General features: G+C 63.4%; 5 protein-coding genes. All 5 read left to right on the top strand.

Going from position 1 to position 22,933, the window contains the following annotated elements:
* The first annotated feature begins 242 nt into the window (after window positions 1–242).
* Window positions 243–1,220, top strand: a complete 978-nt coding sequence (locus PSH88_RS13360; RefSeq protein WP_305426727.1) for a TauD/TfdA family dioxygenase — start codon at window positions 243–245, stop codon at window positions 1,218–1,220.
* 7 nt (window positions 1,221–1,227) lie between these two features.
* Window positions 1,228–4,656: a condensation domain-containing protein gene (locus PSH88_RS13355; RefSeq protein WP_305426726.1), complete on the top strand. Its 3,429-nt coding sequence runs from the start codon at window positions 1,228–1,230 to the stop codon at window positions 4,654–4,656.
* A 17-nt stretch (window positions 4,657–4,673) separates the two neighbouring features.
* Entirely contained in the window at window positions 4,674–5,720 is a 1,047-nt protein-coding gene (locus PSH88_RS13350) for a TauD/TfdA family dioxygenase (RefSeq protein WP_305426725.1), read from the top strand.
* A gap of 114 nt (window positions 5,721–5,834) precedes the next feature.
* Window positions 5,835–8,897 (top strand): non-ribosomal peptide synthetase, encoded by a 3,063-nt coding sequence (locus tag PSH88_RS13345; RefSeq protein WP_305426724.1) that lies wholly within the window; start codon window positions 5,835–5,837, stop codon window positions 8,895–8,897.
* Between the two features lie 52 nt (window positions 8,898–8,949).
* Window positions 8,950–22,884 carry a non-ribosomal peptide synthase/polyketide synthase gene (locus PSH88_RS13340; RefSeq protein WP_305426723.1) on the top strand — a complete coding sequence of 4,645 codons (13,935 nt, stop codon included), beginning with the start codon at window positions 8,950–8,952 and terminating at the stop codon, window positions 22,882–22,884.
* The last annotated feature ends 49 nt before the right edge of the window (window positions 22,885–22,933 follow it).

The raw sequence follows: 22,933 nt of genomic DNA, 5'->3' as shown, positions 1-22,933 counted from the left end.
ACAGATATTTGTTGTTTTTTCAGCCGGCCGAATGCTGTTTTGCGCCAGCGGGGCGGAGTCTAATTCAAAAAAAAATTTAAAGGAATAAGATTGATAATCCATCTCATTTGTAACTAATATGCCGCCGTGTATCAGAGCGAATACATTCAGTCACGCTTTGCGCCGGCAACCTCTGCCTCTGTTTTCAGGTCTGCCCACGCTGCTGCGACTGGTCGAAATAAAGATAAGAAGGATGTGCAAGGATGACCTCAATCGAACACCTGAACGGGCGTTCCGAGCCTTTTTCCATTGCTCCAGCGGATGGCAGCGAACTGTCATTACCCATGCTGGTACAGGCCACGCCGGGACAGTCGATTCATGATCTCGACGCGTCGATCCGCGACAGCCTGCCCCATGCACTGACCACCGTTGGCGGGGTGCTGTTTCGTGGTTTTACCGTCGCCACGCCCATCGATTTCAAGCGCTTCGCCGCCAGTTTCGGCGCACCGCTGGCCAGCTACGAATTCGGCTCCACGCCACGCAGCAAAGTCTTCGCCGGGGTGTACAGCTCCACCGAATACCCGGCTCATCAATTCATCCCCTTGCACAACGAGCAGGCCTACACCCGGCCATGGCCTGCGCGCATCTGGTTCCACTGCATCAAGGCCAGTGAAACCGGTGGCGAAACGCCGATTGCCGACAGCCGCCTGATCTACCAGCGCATGCCCGCCGAGATCCGCGAGCTGTTTGCCAGCCGTGAGCTTCTATATGTGCGCAATTACAGCGGCGCACTGGATCTGCCCTGGCAGAAAGTCTTCAACACCGAAGACCGCGCCCAGGTTGAACGTTACTGCCTGGACAACGGCATCGAGTGGGAATGGAAAGCCGATGGCGACCTGCGCACCCGTCAGCGTTGCGCCGCCGTGCTGCAGCATCCCGATAGCGGAGAGTGGGTCTGGTTCAACCAGGCGCACCTGTTCCACGTTTCGGCCATTGAACCGGGTGTACGCGCCAGCCTGCTGGCGGCGGTGGGTGAAGAGAACCTGCCACGCCACGTCTACTTCGGCGACGGCTCGGCGATTCCCGACGATGTGCTCGACACCGTGCGCGAGGTCTATCGCCAGACCGCCATCAGTTTCCCCTGGCAGCCCGGCGACATCCTGATGCTCGACAATCGACTGGTCGCTCACGGCCGCAATCCTTACACCGGTGACCGCAAAGTCATCGTTGCCATGGCGTGAATTGCACATGTTTTCATTCAATCACTGGATCGAAGTGCTGGAGGCCAACGCCCTGCACTTCCCGCAGCGTGCTGCCCTGCACTTCTTGCCGGACGGCGTCGAGATCGGCGAAACCCTGACCTTTGCCCAATTGCACGAGCAGTCCCGATCGCTGGCGGCCGCGTTGCAATCGCGCTACGCGCCGGGCGATCGCGTGTTGTTGATGCTGCCCAGCAGCCTCGACTATGCCCGTGCGTTTTGCGCCTGTTTATATGCCGGCCTGATCGCCGTGCCGTTGTTCCCGCCACCGTCGCGCAAACCGCGCCACCTGGACCGGGTGCGCAAAGTGGTGGTGGATGCCGAACCGGCGCTGATCCTCTCGCCTGCGGATCATTGCCAGGGTTTGCTGGAACTGGTGGAAGGCCAGGTCGACGTGTTGACGGTCCAGGATCTCGGCACGCCGCCAGCCAGTGAGTGGCAACGGCCGGATGTCGATGGTGCGACGGTGGCATTCCTGCAATACACCTCCGGCTCCACCGGCACGCCCAAAGGCGTTGAAGTACGCCAGCGCAACTTGATCGCCAACGTCGAACTGATGCGCCAGGCTTACGGCTTCGATGAGCATGGCGGCATGGTCAACTGGCTGCCGCTGTACCACGACATGGGTCTGATCGGCGGCATGTTGGCCCCGCTTTACAGCGGCATGCCTTGCTACCTGATGGCCTCGCAGACCTTCGTCAACGCGCCGTCGACCTGGCTGCAAGCGTTGAGCCGCTACCGCGCCACCGCCAGTTTCGCCCCCAACTTCGCCTATGCCCTGTGCAACCGGGTGGTCAGCGACAACCTCATCGCACAGCTCGACTTGAGCGCCTGGCAACACGCAATCAACGGTGCCGAACCGATCCATCCCGGTACCCTCGAAGCCTTCGCCCAGCGTTTTGCCCCTTGCGGTCTCAACCCGTTGGCAATCAGCCCCGGTTACGGCCAGGCCGAAGCGACGCTGTGTGTCAGTGCCACGCCGGCCGATGCTTTGCCAGTGGTGCTGCGCCTGGACAAAGCCGTGCTGGAAACCGGTCGCGCCGTGTTGGCGGCCACCGATGCCGCCGCCGTGGAGTTCGTCGCCTGCGGTTATCCGCAAGCGCTGCACAGCATCGCCATCGTCGACCCACAAAGCCATGAACGCTGCAACGCCGATCGCATTGGCGAAGTCTGGTTGAAAGGCCCGAGCAACGCCGAAGCCTACTGGAAAAACCCCGAAGCCAGTCGCGAAGCCTTTGAGGCACGGATTGTCGGCGAACCCGGCAATTACCTGCGTTCCGGTGATCTGGGCTTCATGCACGAAGGTCAGGTGGTGATCTGCGGGCGACTCAAGGACTTGCTGATTCTCAATGGGCGCAACCTGTACCCCCACGACATCGAATTCGCCATTACCGATGCCGAGCCGGGCATTCGCACTGGGCGCATCGCCGCGTTCTCGGAAATGGACCCGGTGCTGGGCCGCGAGAAACTGGTGATCGTCGCCGAGCCACAGCGCAAGTTCGTCGACCCGGCGCATCACCCGGCGCTGTTCGCGTCGATTCAAAACGCCGTGCGCGAAGCCGCCGACTGCGGCATCGATCAGATCGTGCTGGTGGAAGCCGGCACTATCCCGATGACCACCAGCGGCAAAATCGCCCGTCAAGGCGCGCGCAAACAATTGGCTGCCGGCACCTTGAGCATCATCGCCCAAAGCGGTGGGCAGATCGCCTCGAACAGCGAAACCATTGACCTCGTTCAACTGAAGCACCTGGTGGGCAGTACACCGCAACTCGCACAGCCCGCGTGCCGCCAATGGCTTGAGCAAACCCTGCGCGAGGTCAATCCGTACATCGCGGCAGACTTTGAACTCAGCCTGATCGGCCTCGGCCTGGACTCCATCAGCGTGGCCGATTTTGCCGCTCGCCTGTACAAGGATCTGGGCTGGAGCCTTGACACCCAATGCCTGTTCGGCGAACAAACCCTGGCGCAATGGGCGCTGGCCTTGCAGGTTTTCCTGAGCGAGCCGTCGCCAGCGACCAGCCCATCGATCGCGCGTGCGGGTGTCGGCCAAAGTCGTCAATCATTCGCGCAAAGTCGCCTGTGGTTCTTGCGTCAATTGAACCCGGACGATACCCGGCACAACCTGGTGTTGCACCTGAGCCTGCAAGGCCCACTGGACATTGAAACCCTGGCGCTGCGGCTGAACAATCTGGTCATACGGCACAGCGTATTGCGCACGGTGTATCGCGACAGTATCGATGGCCCCCAGCAACAGGTTTTGCCGGCCACGGACGTACCGCTGACCTGGCATGACCTGCGTGATCAGAGCGAGTCGCAGCAGCAACAAGCACTCAGCGACAACCTGGCCAACGAACACGCCACACCGGTCGAACTCGAAACCGGACCGCTGCTGCGTGCGCAGTTGCTCAGCCGGAATGACCAGCAGCATGACCTGCTGCTGACCCTGCATCACATCGCTTTCGACGGGCGCTCGGCGCAAGTGCTGCTGGCGGAACTGGCAGGCGCCACCGACGACGAATTGCCAGTGCAGTACCTGGATTTCGCCCAATGGGAAGCCATGCACTGGAGCGAACAGCGGATCGCCACCGAACAAGTCTTCTGGCGTGAGCATCTGGCAAACATGCCACAAACCCTCGAACTGGGTGGCAGCGGCCAGACCCAGGGCGAGCACAGTCTGAACTTCACGGTGCCCCAGGCCACCTGCGAACACCTTGCAGCGCTAGCACGCGAGCAAGGCATGACCCTGTTCATGCTGCTTTTGGCCAGCTATCAGCTGGTGCTCAAGCAACTCGGCGGGCAGCAACAGTTTCTGCTGGGCACCGATGTCAGCGGCCGTCCGCTGGCGGAACACAACGACGTCATCGGCTTCTTCGTCAACCAGCTGACCCTGCGCTGTGACCTGCACGGCGAACCGACACTGGCCGGTTTCCTTGAACGGGTGCGCGATGAGGCGCGATTGGCTTATGCCCACCAGGGCCTGCCTTTCGATCTGGTGGTGTCGGCGCTGGCGCCGGAGCGCCGCCCGGATCACTCGCCGCTGTTCCAGGTCAAACTCAACTATCAACCGTCACGGGTAACCCCGACCGCTATCGCCGGTGCGCACATGACCGCGCTGGACGTGGCGCAAGCGCCGGGAGATTTCCACCTGGTGCTCGATCTGGTGCATGGCGCCGCAGGCATCGACGCGACCCTCAAGTACCGCGGCGAATACTTCGATCAGGATCGCGCCCTGCGCCTGCAACACCTGTGGACCTACCTGCTGGACGAGATCCAAAACCTGCTGGACGAACCGCTGTCGGCACTGGCCGAACGGCTGGGTACCCGGGATCAGGCGTTCCAGCGTGAACGCCAACAGTCCCAAGCCCTGGCCGGTCGCAGCCAGATGAAGCAAACCAAACGTCGCTCATTGACCCTTTAACCGAGTTGGATGCCTTTATGTCTATCGTGCCCCCATCGTCTCGTGCCCTTGGCGCCGTGCGCCGCAAAGCCATGAACGTCTCGGAACAGCAACTGGTCAGCGAACGTCTGCTGAGCCCGGACCACGCTTTGCCGCTGGTGATTGAACCAGTGGTCGGCGGCGTCGATCTGGTCGCCTGGGCGACCGGTGAACGCGAGTCTCTGGAGAAAAAACTGCTGCAATACGGCGCCCTGCTGTTTCGCGGGTTCTCGGTGCTGTCCGTGGAGCAATTCGATCAGGTCATCGCTGCGCTCTCCCCCGGCGCGCTGGAATACATGTTCCGCGCCTCGCCGCGCACTCGGGTCGGCGGCAACATCTACACCTCGACCGACTACCCGGCCGACCAGATGATTTTCCCGCACAACGAACATTCCTATTCCCCACGCTTCCCGCTTCGGCTGTTCTTCTACTGCCACATTCCGTCCCAGACCGGTGGCGAAACCCCCATCGGCTCGACCCGTGCGGTGAAGGCCAGCATCAGCCCCGAGATCGAAGCGCGGTTCCGCGAAAAAGGCGTGCTGTACGTGCGCAACTACGGCGACGGTTTCGGCCTGCCGTGGCAGACCGTGTTCCAGTCCGAAGACCGCAGTGAAGTGGAAGCCTACTGCGCCAGCGTCGGCATTGAAGTGGAATGGAAGGAAAACAACCGCCTGCGTACCCGTCAGCGCGGGCCGGCGGTGGTGCGTCATCCGCGTACCGGTGAAGAAGTCTGGTTCAACCACGCGACCTTCTTCCACATCAGCACCCTGCCACCGGTGATCCGCGATTCGCTGCAAAGCAACTTCAACGACCTCGACCTGCCTACCAACACCTTTTATGGCGACGGCGAACCGATCGAACCGCACGTACTGGAGTCGCTGCGTGCGGCCTACCTCGACTCGCTGGTGCGATTCAGCTGGCAGCAGGGCGACGTGTTGTTCATCGACAACATGCTCGCGGTGCATGGTCGCGAACCCTTCACCGGCAAGCGCGCAATCATGACCGGCATGGCAGAAGCCCTGCTGCAAAGCGACGTCGCCGTCTGACCATTTCAAAGGGCACATCAGCTGATCGCAAGAGGCTCACCTGACAACCGGTCAGCGAGCCTCGGCACCTCTGCCATGGCCCAGGTTTAACCCCCATTTTTAGTCGAGTTGAACATGAGCGGACTCCAAGGTTTTCGTATTTCGCCGCAACAGGCATCTGTGTACCCGCACATCAACGGCGCGGCCGAACACCCGTTCAGTTGCCATTTGCAATGGTCGTTGTCCCGGCCGGTGGATCTCGATGCGCTGAACAGCCGTCTGCTGGCGCTGATGGCCGACAGTGAAATCCTGCGCACGCGCCTGATGCCGGTGCCAGGTTTGCGCCAGCCGGTACAGGTGATTGACGAAACCTGCGCGCTGGCTGTGAGCATGCAAGACTTGCGTCAGTACAGCCCCGCCGAGCAGGACACCGCGCTGAACGATCTTGCCGCGCAGGCCCGTGACTGGACCCGCCCGCTCGCCGTGACGTTGGTGCGGATGACGGATGAACAGTCGGTGCTGGACCTGACCGCCGCCAGCAGCCACTTCGACCTCACCAGCCTGAAACTGCTGGCCGCTGCGCTGCTGCAAGACGCCACCCCGGATCTGTCCGAAGCGCTGCAATATGCCGACTACGCCGAGTGGCGCTGGAGCCTGACAGAAGACGAGCCGGACCACCCTGGCGTGAACTTCTGGAAACCACTGAGCGAAACCGAACAGCCGGCCTTGCAGCTGTCGCTTGAATCGGCCAGCGGCAACGGGTTTGCACCGGCGCGAGTGGATCTGGCATTGCCCGCCGATCTCGCCCGCCACCCGGCCCTGACCTCGAACCTGATGCTGACGGCCTGGGCTGCCGTACTCGGACGCTTGGCCGGCCAGCAGCAAGTCCCGATCACCCTGATCCACGAAAGCCGCGGCCCGGAACTGGAAAGCGCGTTGGGTTTGTTCGAGCAGTGCCTGCCGGTGCGCATCGATCTGGATGCCAAGGCGACGCTGCTGGCTCAAAGCAAACATGTCGGTGCCACGGTCGAGCGCACGGTCGGCTGGCAGGACTATTACACCCGGAACCTCAATGGCGGCTACGCCTTTGCCTGGCGTTCGGGCGATGCCCGGGAACGTTTTGCCAGCGCTGTAATGAACCCGGTCAAGGCCTGCCTGAACGTACGTCAATTGCCCGACAGCCTGCACGCGCAGGTGGTTTACGACCGCCATACATTAAGCGCCGAAGCAGCGGCCTGCCTCGCCGAGCAATGGCTGCAACTGCTGCTGGGCGCGCTGGCCGATCCGCAGCAAGCCTGGGCTCAGCTACCATTGAGCGGGCCGCTTCAGGCACAGGTTATTGGCACCGAACCGAACTTGCCATTGATCGAACCGGTGACGCTGGTCGAGCTGATTGCCCATCAGGTTCAGCAACAACCGAACGCCATCGCCCTCAGCGACAAGGACGGCGACCTGAGTTACGCCCGCCTCGATGCCTGCGCGACTCATCTGGCCCATCAACTGGTGGCGGCCGGCATCGGCCCAGGCGTGCCCGTAGGCATTCTGTTCGCCCGCAGCAACGCCGCCATTGTGGCCATGCTGGCGGTGTTGAAGGCCGGAGGCGCTTACGTGCCGGTTGATCCGACTTACCCGGCGGATCGTCGCGCCTACATGCTCGCCGACAGCGCCATTGCGCACATCGTGGTCAGCGCCGAACTGGCCGACAGCGTGCCCGCCACTCTGCAACGCTTCGTGCTCGATGACCTGAAGGCGACGAACGCCAGCGACCTGCCACCACTGCCGATGCCCCCTGCGGACGACCTGGCGTATCTGATTTACACCTCCGGTTCCACTGGCGCACCGAAAGCCGTGGAAATCAGCCACGGTGCGTTGAGTTTCTCGACCCAAGTGCGCATGGCTTCCTATGAGACGCCGGTGCGCGCCTACCTGCTGTTGTCGTCATTTGCCTTCGACAGCTCGGTCGCCGGGATTTTCTGGACGCTGGCCCAGGGCGGGCGCCTGGTATTGCCGGCTACCGGCGAAGAACTTGAGATGGCCCGTCTGGCGCAGTTGATTACCCAGTATCGGGTCAGTCACGGTCTGTCGCTGCCGTCGCTCTATCAAGCCCTGCTCGACCAACTGCAACGCGCCGAAAGTGCCGACAGCCTCGAGTGCTGGATTGTTGCCGGTGAAGCCTGCCCGCCTTCGTTGATCGCCCAGCACAGCAAGACCTTGCCCCAGGCTCGACTGGTGAACGAATACGGTCCCACCGAAGCCACGGTCTGGGCCACCTATGAAGTGCTGGACCCAAGTCGGGCGCTGAGCATCGGACGCCCGATCGCCGGCATGGATCTGCGCGTGCTGAACGAACACGGGATCACCAGCGGCATCGGCGAACCAGGGGAAATCGTTCTCGCCGGCCCGACCCTGGCCCGCGGTTATCGCAACAAGCCCGAAGAAACCGCCAAAGCCTTCGTCACCCTCGCCGATGGCACCCGCGCCTACCGCACCGGCGACCTGGCCTGCTGGCTGGCGGACGGGCGCCTGGCATTCCTCGGCCGCAAAGACCATCAGGTCAAGTTGCGCGGCTACCGCATCGAGCTCGGCGAAATCGAGCGTCAACTGTGCAGCCACAGCGACGTGCGCGAAGCCGCGGTGATCGTGCAAGAGCACGCCGCCGGCAAGCGTCTGCTGGCCTATATCGTGGCGGCTCATGGTTATGCGCCGGACTCGGAAGCGATCAAGCGTTTCCTCGGTGAACGCCTGCCCTCGTACATGGTGCCGGCCCGGGTGCTGACCCTGGCGACCTTCCCGCGGACCCCCAACGGCAAGCTCGATACCCGCCAGTTGCCCGACCCGGACCAGTTTGACGAAGGCGCCCACGTGGCACCGCGCAACGCGATGGAGACCACCCTGCAAGCGATCATCGCCAAGGTCTTGAAGCTGTCGAGCGTGAGCGTCACCGAGAACTTTTTCGCCATTGGCGGCGACTCGATCCTGAGCCTTCAAGTGGTGGCCCAGGCCCACGAGCAAGGGATTGCGCTCTCGGCCAAGCATGTCTTCGAGCGCCAGACCATCGCCGCCATGGCCGAAGTCGCTCAGCCACTGGCCGCCGACAGCGCGCAACCGGAAGCCCAGAGCACCGAGTTCAGCGTTTCGGGTCTGTCCGATGACGAGATGCAGGCGCTGATGGCCGAACTCGACGAGAACGAATTTTAACCGGCCGCCCACTTCGCCGCGCCATTGCCCCTTTTTTTGCAGGACGCTTTCAATGACCACCGAAAAAACCACCCACAATCCGATTGAAGACATCTACCCGCTATCGCCGTTGCAGCAGGGGATGCTGTTCCATTCCCTGCTGCACGAAGATTCCGGCGTGTACCTGATGCAGGATCGCTACCGCATCGGCGGGGCCATTGATGAAGTCGCGTTTCTTGAATCCTGGCGCCAGGTGGTGGCGCTGCACCCTTCCCTGCGCGCCAGTTTTCAGTGGAAAACCCAGAAGCAACCGGTGCAGGTGATCCATCGCGAGGTCAAGGTCCCGCTGGACACCCTCGACCTGCGCGGGCTCGCCCCGCACGAACAGGAAACGCGGATTCGCACGCTGCTGGAAGACGAGCAGAAAGTCGGTTTCAACCTGTCGAAGCCGCCGCTGATTCGCTTCCGTCTGGTGCGGTTGGCCGATGAGTCCTACGAGTTCATTCGCAGCTTTCACCACATCCTGATGGATGCCTGGTGCATTTCCCTGGTGACCGTGGACTTCCTCAAGGTCTATGAAGCGCTCTGCAACGACCGCACGCCTGAGCTCAAGAGCCCACGGCCGTTTCGCGATTACATCCAGTGGTTGCAACGCCAGGATGCGGGCAAGGCCGAGCAATTCTGGCGCGGCCAGCTGCAAGGGCTCAATGCCCCCACGCCGCTGACCGTAGACAACGGCGTGGCCCGTGACCGCTACACCGATGCGGTGCTGGTGGACGATCAGCTGATTCACCTGAGCGAGCAGGAAACCCAGGCGCTGGCCGCGTTCTGCCGTAGCCGCCGGATTACCCCGAACACGTTTTTCCAGGGGGTCTGGTCGTTGCTGCTGTCGCGCTACAGCAGTCAACGGGACGTGCTGTTCGGCGTCACCGTGGCCGGTCGTCCGGCTGAATTGGCCGGGGTGGCGGAGATGATCGGTCTGTTCATCAACACCCTGCCGCTGCGGGTGTCGGTGGATCCCGAAGCATCGCTTGGCCAGTGGTTGAGCGCGCTGCAACGGCTGAACGTCGACATGCGTGATTTTGAGCACACGCCGCTGACCGACATCCAGGGCTGGAGCGATTTCCCTCGCGGCGAAACCCTGTTCGACAGCATCCTGGTGTTCGAAAACGCCCCGATCGACGAGCAGATTCTGGAAGGTGGTTTCCAGTTCAGCCTCGAGGGCATGGATCACAGCGTGCACACCCACTACGGTTTGACCGTGGTGATTTTGCCCGGCGAACAGCTGGGCATTCGGGTGTCCTACGACCGCGAACGTTTCGAGGCGCCGACCGTGCAGCGCCTGCTCGGCCATATCGCCAGCCTGGTGCGCGGCATGCTCGCCGCACCGGATGCGCCGCTGGGCAGTTTCGAACTCCTGGCTGTCGATGAGCGCCAGCAATTGCTCGGCGAGTGGGCGGTCAACCCCCACGACTTCCCGCTGGATCAAAGCTACGCCGAACTGTTTGCCGCGCAGGTCGCCCAACGGGGCGAACAGATTGCCGCGATCTGCGACGGTGAATCCCTGACCTACGCCGAACTGGATCAGCGAGCCACCCGCCTGGCGCACGCCTTGCGCGACGCCGGCGTCGGTGAAGATCAATTGGTCGCGCTGGTTGCCCCCCGTGGCCTGGCGCTGTTGACCATGATGATTGCCGTGTTCAAGACCGGCGCAGCAATGCTGCCACTTGAAGTCAATCATCCGCCGGAGCGTCTGCGGGAAATCCTCAGCCTGTCTCGCGCACCGTTGCTGGTAGCCAGCGAAGGTTGCAGCGGCCTGCTCGATCAGTTGCTCAGCGGCCTCGATCAGGCGCCAAAAGCCCTGTTTGCCGAAGCCTGCTGGACGTCCGGCAACGATATGCCGCTGCCATTGCTCGGCAACCCGGACAGCCTGGCCTACGTGCTGTTCACCTCGGGTTCGACCGGTACGCCTAAAGGCGTGATGATCGAACAACGAGGCATGCTCAATAACATCTTCGGCAAAGTGCCGGCCCTGGGGCTGAACGCCGAAGACCGGATTCCACAGACCGCGTCGGTGGCTTTCGACATTTCCGTGTGGCAGTTCCTCGCCGCGCCAGTACTCGGCGCCACGGTGCACATCCTGCCGGACGACGTGGCGCACGACCCGCAACGTCTGCTGCAAGTGCTTGCCAGCGAACGCCTGAGCGTGCTGGAAATTGTCCCGAGCCTGATGCGCACGCTGCTCGCGCTGTGCCCGTGCGACCTGCAATTACCCGACCTGCGCTGGGTGCTGCCCACCGGTGAAGCCCTGCCGCCGACCGTGGCCCGGGACTGGTTTGCGCGCTTCCCCGACATCGACTTGATGAACGCCTACGGTCCGGCCGAGTGCGCCGACGACGTGGCCTTCCAGCCGATCTCCGAAGCGCCGCACGCCAACGTCAGCCACATGCCTATCGGCCAGCCCACCGCCAACAACCGCTTGTACGTGTTGGACGAATCCCTGCGGCCGGTGCCCGTTGGCGTTGCCGGGGAAATCTGTGTCGGTGGCGTCGGCGTCGGTCGCGGCTACCTGCACGATCCGCAGCGTACCGCTGATGCGTTCATCGACCATCCTCAGTTTGAAGGGCGCCTATATCGCACCGGCGACCTGGGCCGCTGGCGCGCCGATGGCGTGATCGAATACCTCGGCCGTCGCGACCAGCAGGTGAAATTGCGTGGGCACCGGATCGAACTGACCGAAATCGAACACCGTCTGGCGCAGCACCCGAATGTGCGCGAAGCCGCCGTATTGCTGCGGGAAAACACCGTTGGCGAAGCCTGGCTGGTGGCCTACTGGTCGGCCCACGACGACACCTTGGGCAGCGACGGACTCAACGAACACCTGCGCGCGCAATTGCCGCCGTACATGGTGCCGGCCGCCTTCGTGTGCCTGGAGCGCTTGCCGCTGAACAACAACGGTAAGGTCGATCGCAAGGCCCTGGCCGCTCAGGAACTGAACTGGCAGGCCGACACCCAGGAAAGCATCGCGCCACGCAATGAACTGGAAACCGCCGTGGCGAAAGTCTGGGCCGACGTCCTGGGTCGCGACACGGTGGGCGTGGAAGATAACTTCTTTACCCTCGGCGGGCACTCGCTGCTGGCCACCCAGATCGTTGCGCGCCTGCGCACCCATTTCAAACTCGACTTGCCATTGCGAGTGCTGTTCGAACAACCGACAGTGGCGCTGCTGGCCGTCGCCATCGCCGCCCGCCAGGCCGACGCCGCCGCACCGCAAGCAGCCGCTATCAGCGCGCCGAAAGCCCAGGCGCGCCCGACGCTGCTGCCGCTGTCGTTCTCGCAACAGCGCCTGTGGTTCATCGAGCAACTGACGCCGGGCACGACGCTGTTCAACATCCCGTTCGCCCTGCACCTCAAAGGTGAACTCAACGTCGAAGCACTGCACGCCAGCCTGAATGACTTACTGGTGCGTCATGAAGTCCTGCGCACCGGCATCCGCAGCACCGACGGCGTACCCAGCCAGCACATCAGTGAATCGCTGAACATCGCGGTGCCGTTCGATGATTTGTCGGGTTTGAGCGCCACGGCTCGCGAAGGTGCGCAGTTCAATGCGCTGCAAGAAACCTTTGAGCAACCGTTCGACCTGACCTCGCCGCCGTTGCTGCGTGCACGATTGCTGCGTGTTGCACCGGATGAACATGTGCTGGGCATCGCTCTGCATCACATGGTCTCGGACGCGTGGTCGGCGACCATCGCCCTGCGTGAGCTGGCTCTGGGTTACGAAGCCCGTTGCAACGGCGCCCCCGCCGAACTGCCGACCTTGCCCGTGCAATATGCCGACTTCGCCCTGTGGCAGCGCGACCACCTGCAAGGCGCCGAACTCAAGCGCCAACTCGATTACTGGACCACCACGCTGGATCGTCGCGACAGCGAAGGCAGCCCATTGCTGGCCTTGCCCACCGACAATCCACGGCCGTCGGTGCAAACCTATCGCGCCGGGATCGTGCAGCGTGAACTGAGTGCCGACCTGAGTGGCCGGGTGCAATCCTTCGCCAGTCGCTTGGGCACCACACCGTTCACCGTGTTGTTCGCCGGTTTCGCCGTGCTGATGCACCGTTTGAGTGGCGATGCCACGGTACTGATCGGCACCCCGGTCACACACCGTGAACAACCGGGCACCGAAGGCCTGCTCGGCATTCTGTTGAACAACCTGGCGATCCGTGCCGACTTCGATCAGCAAGCGGATTTCACCACGCTGGTGGGCCAGGTGGCCAAACGTCTGCGCGAGGGCTTGCAGCATCAAGACCTGCCATTCGAGCAACTGGTGGACAGCCTGCAACTGCCGCGCAGCCTCAGCCATGCGCCGCTGTATCAAGTGATGGTCGCGCAGCAATTGGCCATGGAATCGCGGCTGCGCTTCCCCGGGCTGGAATTCGAAGCGCTGGACACCCCGCTCAAACATTCCGAATGCGATCTGGATCTGCACGTGCTGTGCCCGGCCAATGCACCGATTCAGCTGGAGCTGATGTTCGCTCTGGACCTGTTCGTCGCCGACAGCGCCCGTCAGACCCTCGCTCGCCTGGAGCACTTGCTCGAACAAATGCTCGCCGAGCCGCAACGCCCGGTGGCCGCCCTGCCGCTGCTGATGGCGGCGGAATGGCAACGCACCGTGGTCGAGTGGAACCGCACCGAGATGGAAGTGCCACAGCACCTGACCTTCGCTCAGCTGTTTGAACAGCAGGCCGAACGCACCCCGGATCGCGACGCATTGTGCTTCGAAGGCCATAGCCTGAGCTACAGCGAACTGAACCGCCGCGCCAACCAGGTGGCGCATTACTTGCGCAGTCGCGGCGTGGTCGCCAATCGCCCGGTGGCATTGTGTGTCGAGCGTTCGCTGGAACTGTTGGTCGGCCTGCTGGGCATTCTCAAATCCGGTGGTGCCTATGTGCCGCTGGACCCGACCTATCCGGTGGATCGTCTGGCGTACATGCTTGAAGACGCGCAACCCGCGCTGTTCCTCGGTCAGCAGGGTTTGCTGGAGCAATTGGGTGCCGAACTGCCGCGTTTGCGTCTGGACAGCGACGCCGCGCTGTTCGCCGATCAGCCGGACAGCAACCTGACGCCACTCGCCGGTCCCGAGGACCTGGCGTACATCATGTACACCTCCGGCTCGACCGGTAAGCCCAAGGGCACCCTGGTCACCAACGGCTCGGTGGTCAATCTGGCGTGGGCGCGCATCCATGGCCTGTATCGCCGCTACACCGATCAGCCGATGCGCACCAGTTTCAACTATTCGTTTGCCTTCGACAGTTCCGTAGCCGAGCTCATCCTGCTGCTCGATGGCCACAGCCTGTACCTGACCCCGGAAGAGGTGCGCTACGACCCCGACGCCTTGGCGCGGTTTTTCCGCGAAACCCGTCTGCAAGCCTTCGAGTGCACCCCGGCGCAGCTCAAGGCCTTGCTCGAAAGCGACGGCGTACGCCGTGGCGAGGTGTACCTGCCGCGCTTCGTGCTGTTCGGTGGCGACGCGGTGGACGCGCAACTCTGGCAGCGCCTGCCATCGATTGCCGGCAGCCGCTTCTTCAACACCTACGGCCCGACCGAATGCACCGTGGATGCGACCGGTTGTGCGGTGGACGACTTCCCGGCACGTCCGATCATCGGGCGGCCGATCGCCAACGTGCGCACTTACGTGCTCGATGCTTTTCTCAATCCGATGCCGGTCGGCGTTCCGGGCGAATTGCACATCGGCGGCGCCGGCGTGACCCTTGGCTACCTCAACCGCGCCGAACAGACCGCGAAGGTATTCATCGACGATCCATTCTCGCCTTTAGAGAGTGCGCGGATGTACAAGTCTGGCGACCTGGTGCGCTGGCTGCCCGACGGCCAGCTCGAGTACCTGGGGCGCATGGATCATCAGGTGAAAATCCGTGGTTTTCGCGTCGAGCTGGGCGAAATCGAAGCCTTGATCGGTGCCCAACCGGGCGTGCGTCAGGCGGTGGTACTGGCCCGTGAAGACGTGCCCGGCGACAAGCGTCTGGTGGCTTATGTCACCTGCGACCAGCAGGCCGATATCAATGCCTGGCGCAAAACCATCGGCGCGGCCCTGCCCGACTACATGGTGCCGTCGGCGTTTGTGCTGCTCGATGAGTTGCCGCTGACCGACAATGGCAAACTCAATCGCAAGGCCCTGCCAGCGCCGGACATTCAAGCGGCGCCAGACGCCCTGGACCCACCGCGCACCGTCGCCGAACAGCAACTCGCCGCCCTGTGGGCCGAGCTGCTGAACGTGCCGCTGACGCAGATCGGACGCGACAGTCACTTCTTCTACCTTGGCGGTCATTCGTTGCTGGCGGCCGTGCTGTTTGCCCGACTGCGCCAACAGTTCGCCGCGGTTCCGCCGCTGCGTGCGGTGTTTGAACACCCGACCCTCGACGCGTTGGCCGCCCTGTTGGGTGATCCGCTGCAAGCCCCCGAGGCCACCTTCGTCCCGGCGGCACGCCCGGCGCGCCTGCCGTTGTCGTTCGAACAACAACGCTTGTGGTTCCTCGAACAACTGAGCGCTGGCGGTGGCGAATACAACGTGGTCAGCGCCGTACAGTTCGACGGTGAGCTCAACACGCTGGTCTTGCAGTCCGCCCTGAACAGCGTGGTTCAACGCCACGAAATCCTGCGCAGCCGCATCGTGCGCGATGGCGACGGCGAGTTGGCGCTGGTCATCGAACCGCAGGTCAACATCACCTTGCGCATGACAACACTGGAAGCGGCTACCGACGACACTTGGCAACTGCTGACCGATGAGGCCATCCACGCCGAAACCGGGCACCGTTTCGACCTGGCTACCCAAGTGCCGGTCCGTGCCACGCTGGTGCAACGCAGCGGACGCGACCAGGCGTTGCTATTGCTGACTGTGCACCATTGCGCCACTGACGATGCGTCCAGCCAGAACCTGTTGAATGAACTGGCGCAGTTCTACGCCGCCCAATGCCAAGGCACCGTCGCCGTACTGCCGAACCTGGCCCTGCAATACCCGGATTACGCCCTCTGGCAGCGCGAGCCCGGTCAACAAACAGTGTTCCGCAACCAGCTCGAATACTGGCGCACCCAGCTGGAAGACGGCAATTATCTGTTGGACCTGCCCACCGAACAGGGTCGTCCAAACCAGCTCGCCCCTGCCGCCGGTGCCGTGCAACTGCAACTGCCGCAAGAACTGGCGGGACGCTTGCGTCAGTTCGCCCAACAACGCGGTGCCACCCTGTACATGCTGATGCTCAGCGCGGCGCAATTGTTGTTGGGGCGCTACGCCAACCAGCGCGACGTGCGTGTCGGCAGCCCGGTGGCCCAGCGTCCACTGGCCGAACTGCAGCCGCTGATCGGTTGCTTCGTCAACACCCTGGTGATGCGCGCCGACCTCGATCCGACGCTGGATTTCGAAGGTTTGCTGAGCCAGGTGCGCAACCGCGTGCTGGACGCGCAGCAGCATCAGGACGTGCCGTTCGACCAAGTCGTTGAGCACCTGGCACCGGAACGCAGCCTCGGTCAGACGCCATTGTTTCAGGTGCTATTCGTGATGCAGAACGCTGACTCGTCGGCCAGTCACTGGCCGCAGTTGCAGGTGCGCGAACGGGCGGTGACCGCCCAAGCCACCAAGTACGACCTGAACTGGGAAGTGCATGACGGCGAGGTGCTGTCGGTGTTGCTGGAATACCGCGCCGCGTTGTTCAGCGAAACCACGGCCCAACGTTGGCTCGCGCAATGGCAAGAGCTGCTCGAAACCATGCTCGACGCGCCACAGACTCGCCTCGGCGACTGGTCACCGTTGGCGGCGTCTGAGCGTCAACGTCAACTGGTTGAGTGGAACGCCACCGAACGTCAGTACACCGGTCCGACCAACCTGCATACGGCGCTGACCCAACAGGCTGCCCTCAGCCCGAATACCCCGGCGCTGGTGTTCGAAGGCCAACGCCTGAGTTATGCGGAACTGGATCAACGCGCGCAAGCCGTTGCCCGCGCCTTGCGTGCTGCGGGCATTGGTGCCGATCACATCGTCCCGGTGTGCATGGAACGTTCCGTGGAGCTGGTAGTGGCCCTGCTCGGCATCGTGCATGCCGGCGCCGCGTGGTTGCCGCTGGACCCGGAATTGCCTGCCGCCCGTCTGGCCTTCCTGATCGAGGATGCCGACGCTCAGGTCACCTTGACTCAGCCACAGTGGCTGGCGCGTCTGCCGGTCGGGCACACCGCTTGGACCCTCGACACCCTTCCGCAATCGCCTGCGGGCGAGCCGATCAGCGTCAGCGCCAATGATCTGGCCTACGTGCTCTACACCTCCGGTTCCACCGGCCAACCCAAAGGCGTGATGAACGAACACGGCGCCTTGATGAACCGCCTGTACTGGATGCAGGACGCCTTCCCGATTGGCCCGAACGACCGCGTCTTGCAGAAAACCCCCTACAGCTTCGACGTGTCGGTGTGGGAATTCTTCTGGCCGCTGATCACCGGCGCCACGCTGGTGGTCGCCCGTCCGGACGGTCATCGCGACCCGGCCTACCTCAGCGCATTGATCCAGCAGGAACAGGTCACCACCCTGCATTTCGTGCCGTCGATGCTGCGGGCCTTTGTCGAAGAACCGAGCCTGGTCAACTGCCACAGCCTGCGTCAGGTGTTCGCCAGCGGCGAAGCGCTGCCGGTGGATCTGGTGCGGCGTTTCATGAGCCAACACCCGGCGGCACTGGTCAACCTCTATGGCCCGACCGAAGCGGCGATCGACGTCTCGGTATGGCGTTGCTCGGTGGACAACGTGATCGTGCCGATCGGCAAACCGATTGCCAACCTGCGCCTGTACATCCTCGACGAGGCTCAAAAGCCATTGCCCATCGGCAGCATCGGCGAGCTGTACATCGGTGGCGTCGGCGTCGCTCGCGGTTACCTGAAACGTCCGGACCTGACGCGGGAACGCTTCCTCGCCAGCCCGTTCATCGACGGTGATCGCCTGTACCGCACCGGCGACCTTTGCCGCTTCCTCGCCGATGGCAACATCGAATACCTGGGGCGTCTCGACCATCAGGTGAAACTGCGCGGTCAGCGCATCGAACTGGGGGAAATCGATGCTGAACTGCTCACGCAACCGGGCGTTCGCGACGCTGCCACTTTGTTACTTGATCAACGCCTGGTGAGCTTCTGGTGTGGTGACGCCGATGAATCCGCACTGCGCGCGGCATTGAGCGACAGCCTGCCCTCGCACATGCTGCCAAACCTTTGGGTGCAACTCGACAGCCTGCCGCTCAACAGCAACGGCAAGCTCGATCGCAAGGCGTTGGCTGCCACGGCATTGCCTGAAACCAAAAGCGACCAGCCACACACCGCGCCGCGCAACGCCACCGAAACGGTGCTCTGCGAGTTGTTCAGCGAAGTGCTGGAATGCCCGTCGGTGGGGATCGAAGATCACTTCTTCCATCTCGGCGGCCACTCTCTTCTGGCCACCCGCCTGGTCGCCCGGGTCCGTGAACGCCTGGGCGCCACCCTGCCGTTGGCGCTGGTATTCGCCCAACCGACGGTGGCGGCTTTGGCCGGTCATCTGCGAGCGGCGATGCCGGGTGAGCTGATCACCGCACAACCGCGTCCGGCACGACTGCCGTTGGGTCTGGCTCAGCAGCGTTTCTGGATGCTCAGCCGTCTGGTGCCGGATTCGCGCGAATACCACATGCCATTCGCCCTGACCTTGCGCGGCGACCTTCAGGTCCAGGCCTTGCGCGAAGCCTTCGAGCAGGTCAGCGAGCGCCATCTGGTGCTGCGCAGCCGCATTGTCGAAGTCCAGGGCGAGCCGCAGTTGCTGATCGACGATCACGGACCGGCGCTCGTCGTCACTTCGGTCGCTACACAGGACTGGACGGCGGCGTGCGCCAATGCGCAGAACGAGCTGATGACGCCGTTCAATCTGGCCGCCGTCGCACCTTGGCGTGCGCACCTGTTGCAACGTCAGGGCAGCGACGAAAGCCTGTTGCTGGTTTGCCTGCACCACAGCGCCACCGACGGTTGGGCGATGCAATTGCTGATCGACGAACTGGCCCAGGCCTACAGCGCCGGCCTTAAAGGGCAGTCGCCCGCCTGGAACGTGCTGGACGTCGACTATGTCGATTTCGCCCTGTGGCAACAGCACCCGGACACCCAGGCTCGACGCAATGACAGCCTGGATTACTGGAAAAACCACCTCGGCCAGGACGACTACCAACTCGACCTGCCGCTTGACCATCCACGCGGTGCCGAAGCGGATCGTCGCGCCCGACAACTGACCGTCAACCTCGGCGCCTCGCGTGCCGAAGCCATCCGCCAGTTCGCCCGCCAACGCGGCACCACCAGCTACGTGGTACTTGCGACGGCACTGAGTGCCTTGCTCGCCCGCTACAGCGGTCAACGCGACATTCGCCTCGGCACCCCGGCGGACCAGCGCGACCAACCGCAAACCCAGGCGTTGCTGGCGTGCCTGGTGAACACGCTGGTGATCCGCAGCGAAGTCGATCAACAGGCTCCGGCCGAGCAGTTGTTGGCCAGCCTCGAGGCAGATCTGCGCGCGGCCCAGGCCCATGCCGACCTGCCGTTTGCCACCCTGGTCGGCGCCGTGGCCCAGCGCCGCGACCTGAACCGCACGCCGCTGTTCCAGGTGATGTTCTCCCTCAACCACGGCCGCATGGACAGCAGCCAATGGCCGGGTCTGAGCATCGAAGAGCAGACGCTGCCGGTGATCGACGCCAAGTTCGAACAGAGCTGGGAAGTCCAGGACGATGGCAGCGACATGACCCTCGCCCTTGAATACCAATCGGCGCTGTTTGACGAGTCGACGATGCAGCGCTGGAGCGCGCAATGGTGTGCCCTGCTGGACGCGCTGGTGACAACGCCGGAGCTAGCGCTGGTCGAATTGTTCCCGCAACAACAGGATCAGCAGCAACTGGATCGCTGGAACGCCACCGAACGTCAGTACACCGGGCCGACCAATCTGCATACGGCGCTGACCCAACAGGCTGCCCTTAGCCCCAACGCTGCGGCGCTGGTGTTCGAAGGCCAACGCCTGAGCTACGCCGAACTGGATCAACGCGCGCAAACCGTTGCCCGCGCCTTGCGTGCCGCCGGTATCGGCAGCGGCGCCATCGTTCCGGTGTGCATGGAACGCTCCGTGGAGCTGGTAGTGGCTCTGCTCGGCATCGTGCATGCCGGCGCCGCGTGGTTGCCGCTGGATCCGGAACTGCCCGCTGCGCGCCTGGCGTTCCTGATCGAGGACGCTGACGCCCAAGTCACCTTGACTCAAGCGCAGTGGCTGGCGCGCCTGCCGGGCGGGCACACCGCCTGGACCCTCGACGCCCTGCCGCAAGCGCCAGCGTTTGAGCCGATCAGCGTCAGCGCAAGCGATCTGGCCTACGTGCTCTACACCTCCGGTTCCACCGGCCAACCCAAAGGCGTGATGAACGAACACGGCGCCTTGATGAACCGCCTGTACTGGATGCAGGACGCCTTCCCGATTGGCCCGAACGACCGCGTCTTGCAGAAAACCCCCTACAGCTTCGACGTGTCGGTGTGGGAGTTCTTCTGGCCGCTGATCTCCGGCGCCACCCTGGTGGTCGCCCGTCCGGACGGTCATCGCGACCCGGCCTACCTCAGCGCATTGATCCAGCAGGAACAGGTCACCACCCTGCATTTCGTGCCGTCGATGCTGCGGGCCTTTGTCGAAGAACCGAGCCTGGTCAACTGCCACAGCCTGCGTCAGGTGTTCGCCAGCGGCGAAGCGCTGCCGGTGGATCTGGTGCGGCGTTTCATGAGCCAACACCCGGCGGCACTGGTCAACCTCTATGGTCCGACCGAAGCGGCGATCGACGTCTCCGTATGGCGTTGCTCGGTGGACGACGTGAGCGTGCCGATCGGCAAACCGATTGCCAACCTGCGCCTGTACATCCTCGACGAGGCTCAAAAGCCATTGCCCATCGGCAGCATCGGCGAGCTGTACATCGGCGGGGTCGGCGTCGCTCGCGGTTACCTGAAACGCCTGGACCTGACCGAGGAGCGTTTCCTCGCCAGCCCGTTCATCGACGGTGATCGCCTGTACCGCACCGGCGACCGTTGCCGCTTCCTCGCCGATGGCAACATCGAATACCTGGGGCGTCTCGACCATCAGGTGAAACTGCGCGGGCAGCGGATCGAACTGGGGGAAATCGACGCGGCGCTGCTGAACCAGCCGTTGATAACCGGTGCCTGCACACTGGTGATCGACAACCGATTGGTTGCGTTCTACAGCAGCAACGCGCCGCAATCGCGCCTCGACACATTGCTTGCCGCCGAATTGCCGGCGTACATGGTGCCGGCGGTGTGGGTCGAAGTGCCGACCTTGCCCCTGACCACCAACGGCAAGATCGACCGTAAAGCCTTGGCAGCCTTGCCATTGCCGCAAACCCAGGAAGATTACGCCGCACCGCGCAACGAACTGGAAACCCTACTCTGCCAACTGTTCGGTGAACTACTCGGCGAAGCCTTGACCGGTGGCCGTGAAGTCGGCACCTCGGACAGCTTCTTCGCGTTGGGCGGTGACTCGATTCTCGGTTTGAAGCTGATCTCCCGACTGCGCGAACAGGGTTACTCGCTCACGCCAAAAGACCTGTTCCGCTCGCCGACCCCGGCCGCGCTGGCGCAGGTGGCCAGCCCGTTGCTGACCCTGGCCGAGCAAGGTGACGTGACCGGTGCGATGCCGTTGATGCCGTTGCATCAGTGGTTCTTCGACCAACAACAGCCGCAGGCGGCGTACTGGAATCAGTCGGTGCTGGCCGATAGCGATCGTCATCTGCAGCCGGCCCTGGTGCAAGCGACACTGGATCGGATGGTCGCCCACCACGATGCCTTGCGCCTGCGTTTCGCAGAGGTTGACGGGCAATGGCAGGCGCACATCGCACCGGTATCGCCCGCTCAATTGACCTGCTGCGAACACTCTGAACAACTGCAGCAAGTCGCACAAAGCCTGGACCTGCAACACGGCCCGCTGTTCGCCGCGGCCCTGCTGGAAGGCGAACCGCAACGCCTGTATCTGGTCGCGCATCACCTGGTCGTCGACGCAGTGTCGTGGACGCCGCTGCTGGAAGATTTCCAGCAGCTGTATCAAGGGCTGGAGCGTGGCGAGAATCCAAGCCTGCCGGCGAAAACCACGTCCTACCGTCAATGGGCCGAGCACCTGCACGCCCATGCCGACAAGGTCAGCGCCGAACAGCGCTACTGGAACGCCCAGACCGCAGTGAACACCGCGCCGGTGGCCACGGTCGCCGAGCGTCAGACCTTGTCGGCCCGTTGGGATGCGGCTCGCACTCATCAATGGCTGACCGAGTCCCACGCCGCGTATCGCACGCAACCGGAAGAACTGCTGATCGCCGCCCTCGCCGCCACCCTGGCGGAAGCCGAAAGCCGCAGCGACATCGTGGTGGATCTGGAGCGCCATGGTCGCGATGCGCCGTTCGAAGGCCTGGATGTCAGCCGCACCGTCGGCTGGTTCACCACCCTGTATCCGCTGCGCGTGAATTCCAGCGGTGCCCCCGGCGACCGGGTGCGCAACGCCAAGGAAGCCTTGCGCGCCGTGCCGGGCAATGGCCTCGGTCACGGGCTGCTGCGCCAGCGCGGCGCATTGCCGCCAAGCCGTGGTGATGTGCTGTTCAACTACCTGGGGCATGAGCAAACGCCACAGGGCTGGTTGCGCGCCAGCAGCCTGACCCCGCCGCCAGAAGTGGCACTGGCCAACCGGGTGACCCATGGCCGTGAAGTGGTGGCGTGGCTGGAAGACGGCGTGTTGCATGTCGAATGGCACAGCGTCACGCCGAGCGCCGACAGCCGCTTGCCCGCTCGCTTGCTGGAGCATCTGCAAGCGCTGGTCGGGCATTGCCTCGACCCGCAGGCCGGGACGCTGATGCCGTCAGACTTCCCGCTGGCCAAAGGCATGAACCAGGCGACCCTCGACACCCTGCTCAAACGCCTGGGGCCGAAGAAGTGAGCCCCGGTATCGACCTGTATTTGACTTCGGAGTGCGCCGTTCGCGGCGC

Origin of the sequence: Pseudomonas wuhanensis (assembly GCF_030687395.1) — a bacterium.
GTDB lineage: Bacteria > Pseudomonadota > Gammaproteobacteria > Pseudomonadales > Pseudomonadaceae > Aquipseudomonas > Aquipseudomonas wuhanensis.
The sequence above is the reverse complement of the archived record's forward strand: the minus strand, read 5'-3'. Positions and strand labels throughout refer to the sequence as shown.

What these genes read in the sequence shown, in the direction of transcription:
- PSH88_RS13360 (WP_305426727.1), top strand. Translation starts at nt 243, where the DNA reads ATGACCTCAATCGAACACCTGAACGGGCGTTCCGAGCCTTTTTCCATT.
- PSH88_RS13355 (WP_305426726.1), top strand. Translation starts at nt 1,228, where the DNA reads ATGTTTTCATTCAATCACTGGATCGAAGTGCTGGAGGCCAACGCCCTG.
- PSH88_RS13350 (WP_305426725.1), top strand. Translation starts at nt 4,674, where the DNA reads ATGTCTATCGTGCCCCCATCGTCTCGTGCCCTTGGCGCCGTGCGCCGC.
- PSH88_RS13345 (WP_305426724.1), top strand. Translation starts at nt 5,835, where the DNA reads ATGAGCGGACTCCAAGGTTTTCGTATTTCGCCGCAACAGGCATCTGTG.
- PSH88_RS13340 (WP_305426723.1), top strand. Translation starts at nt 8,950, where the DNA reads ATGACCACCGAAAAAACCACCCACAATCCGATTGAAGACATCTACCCG.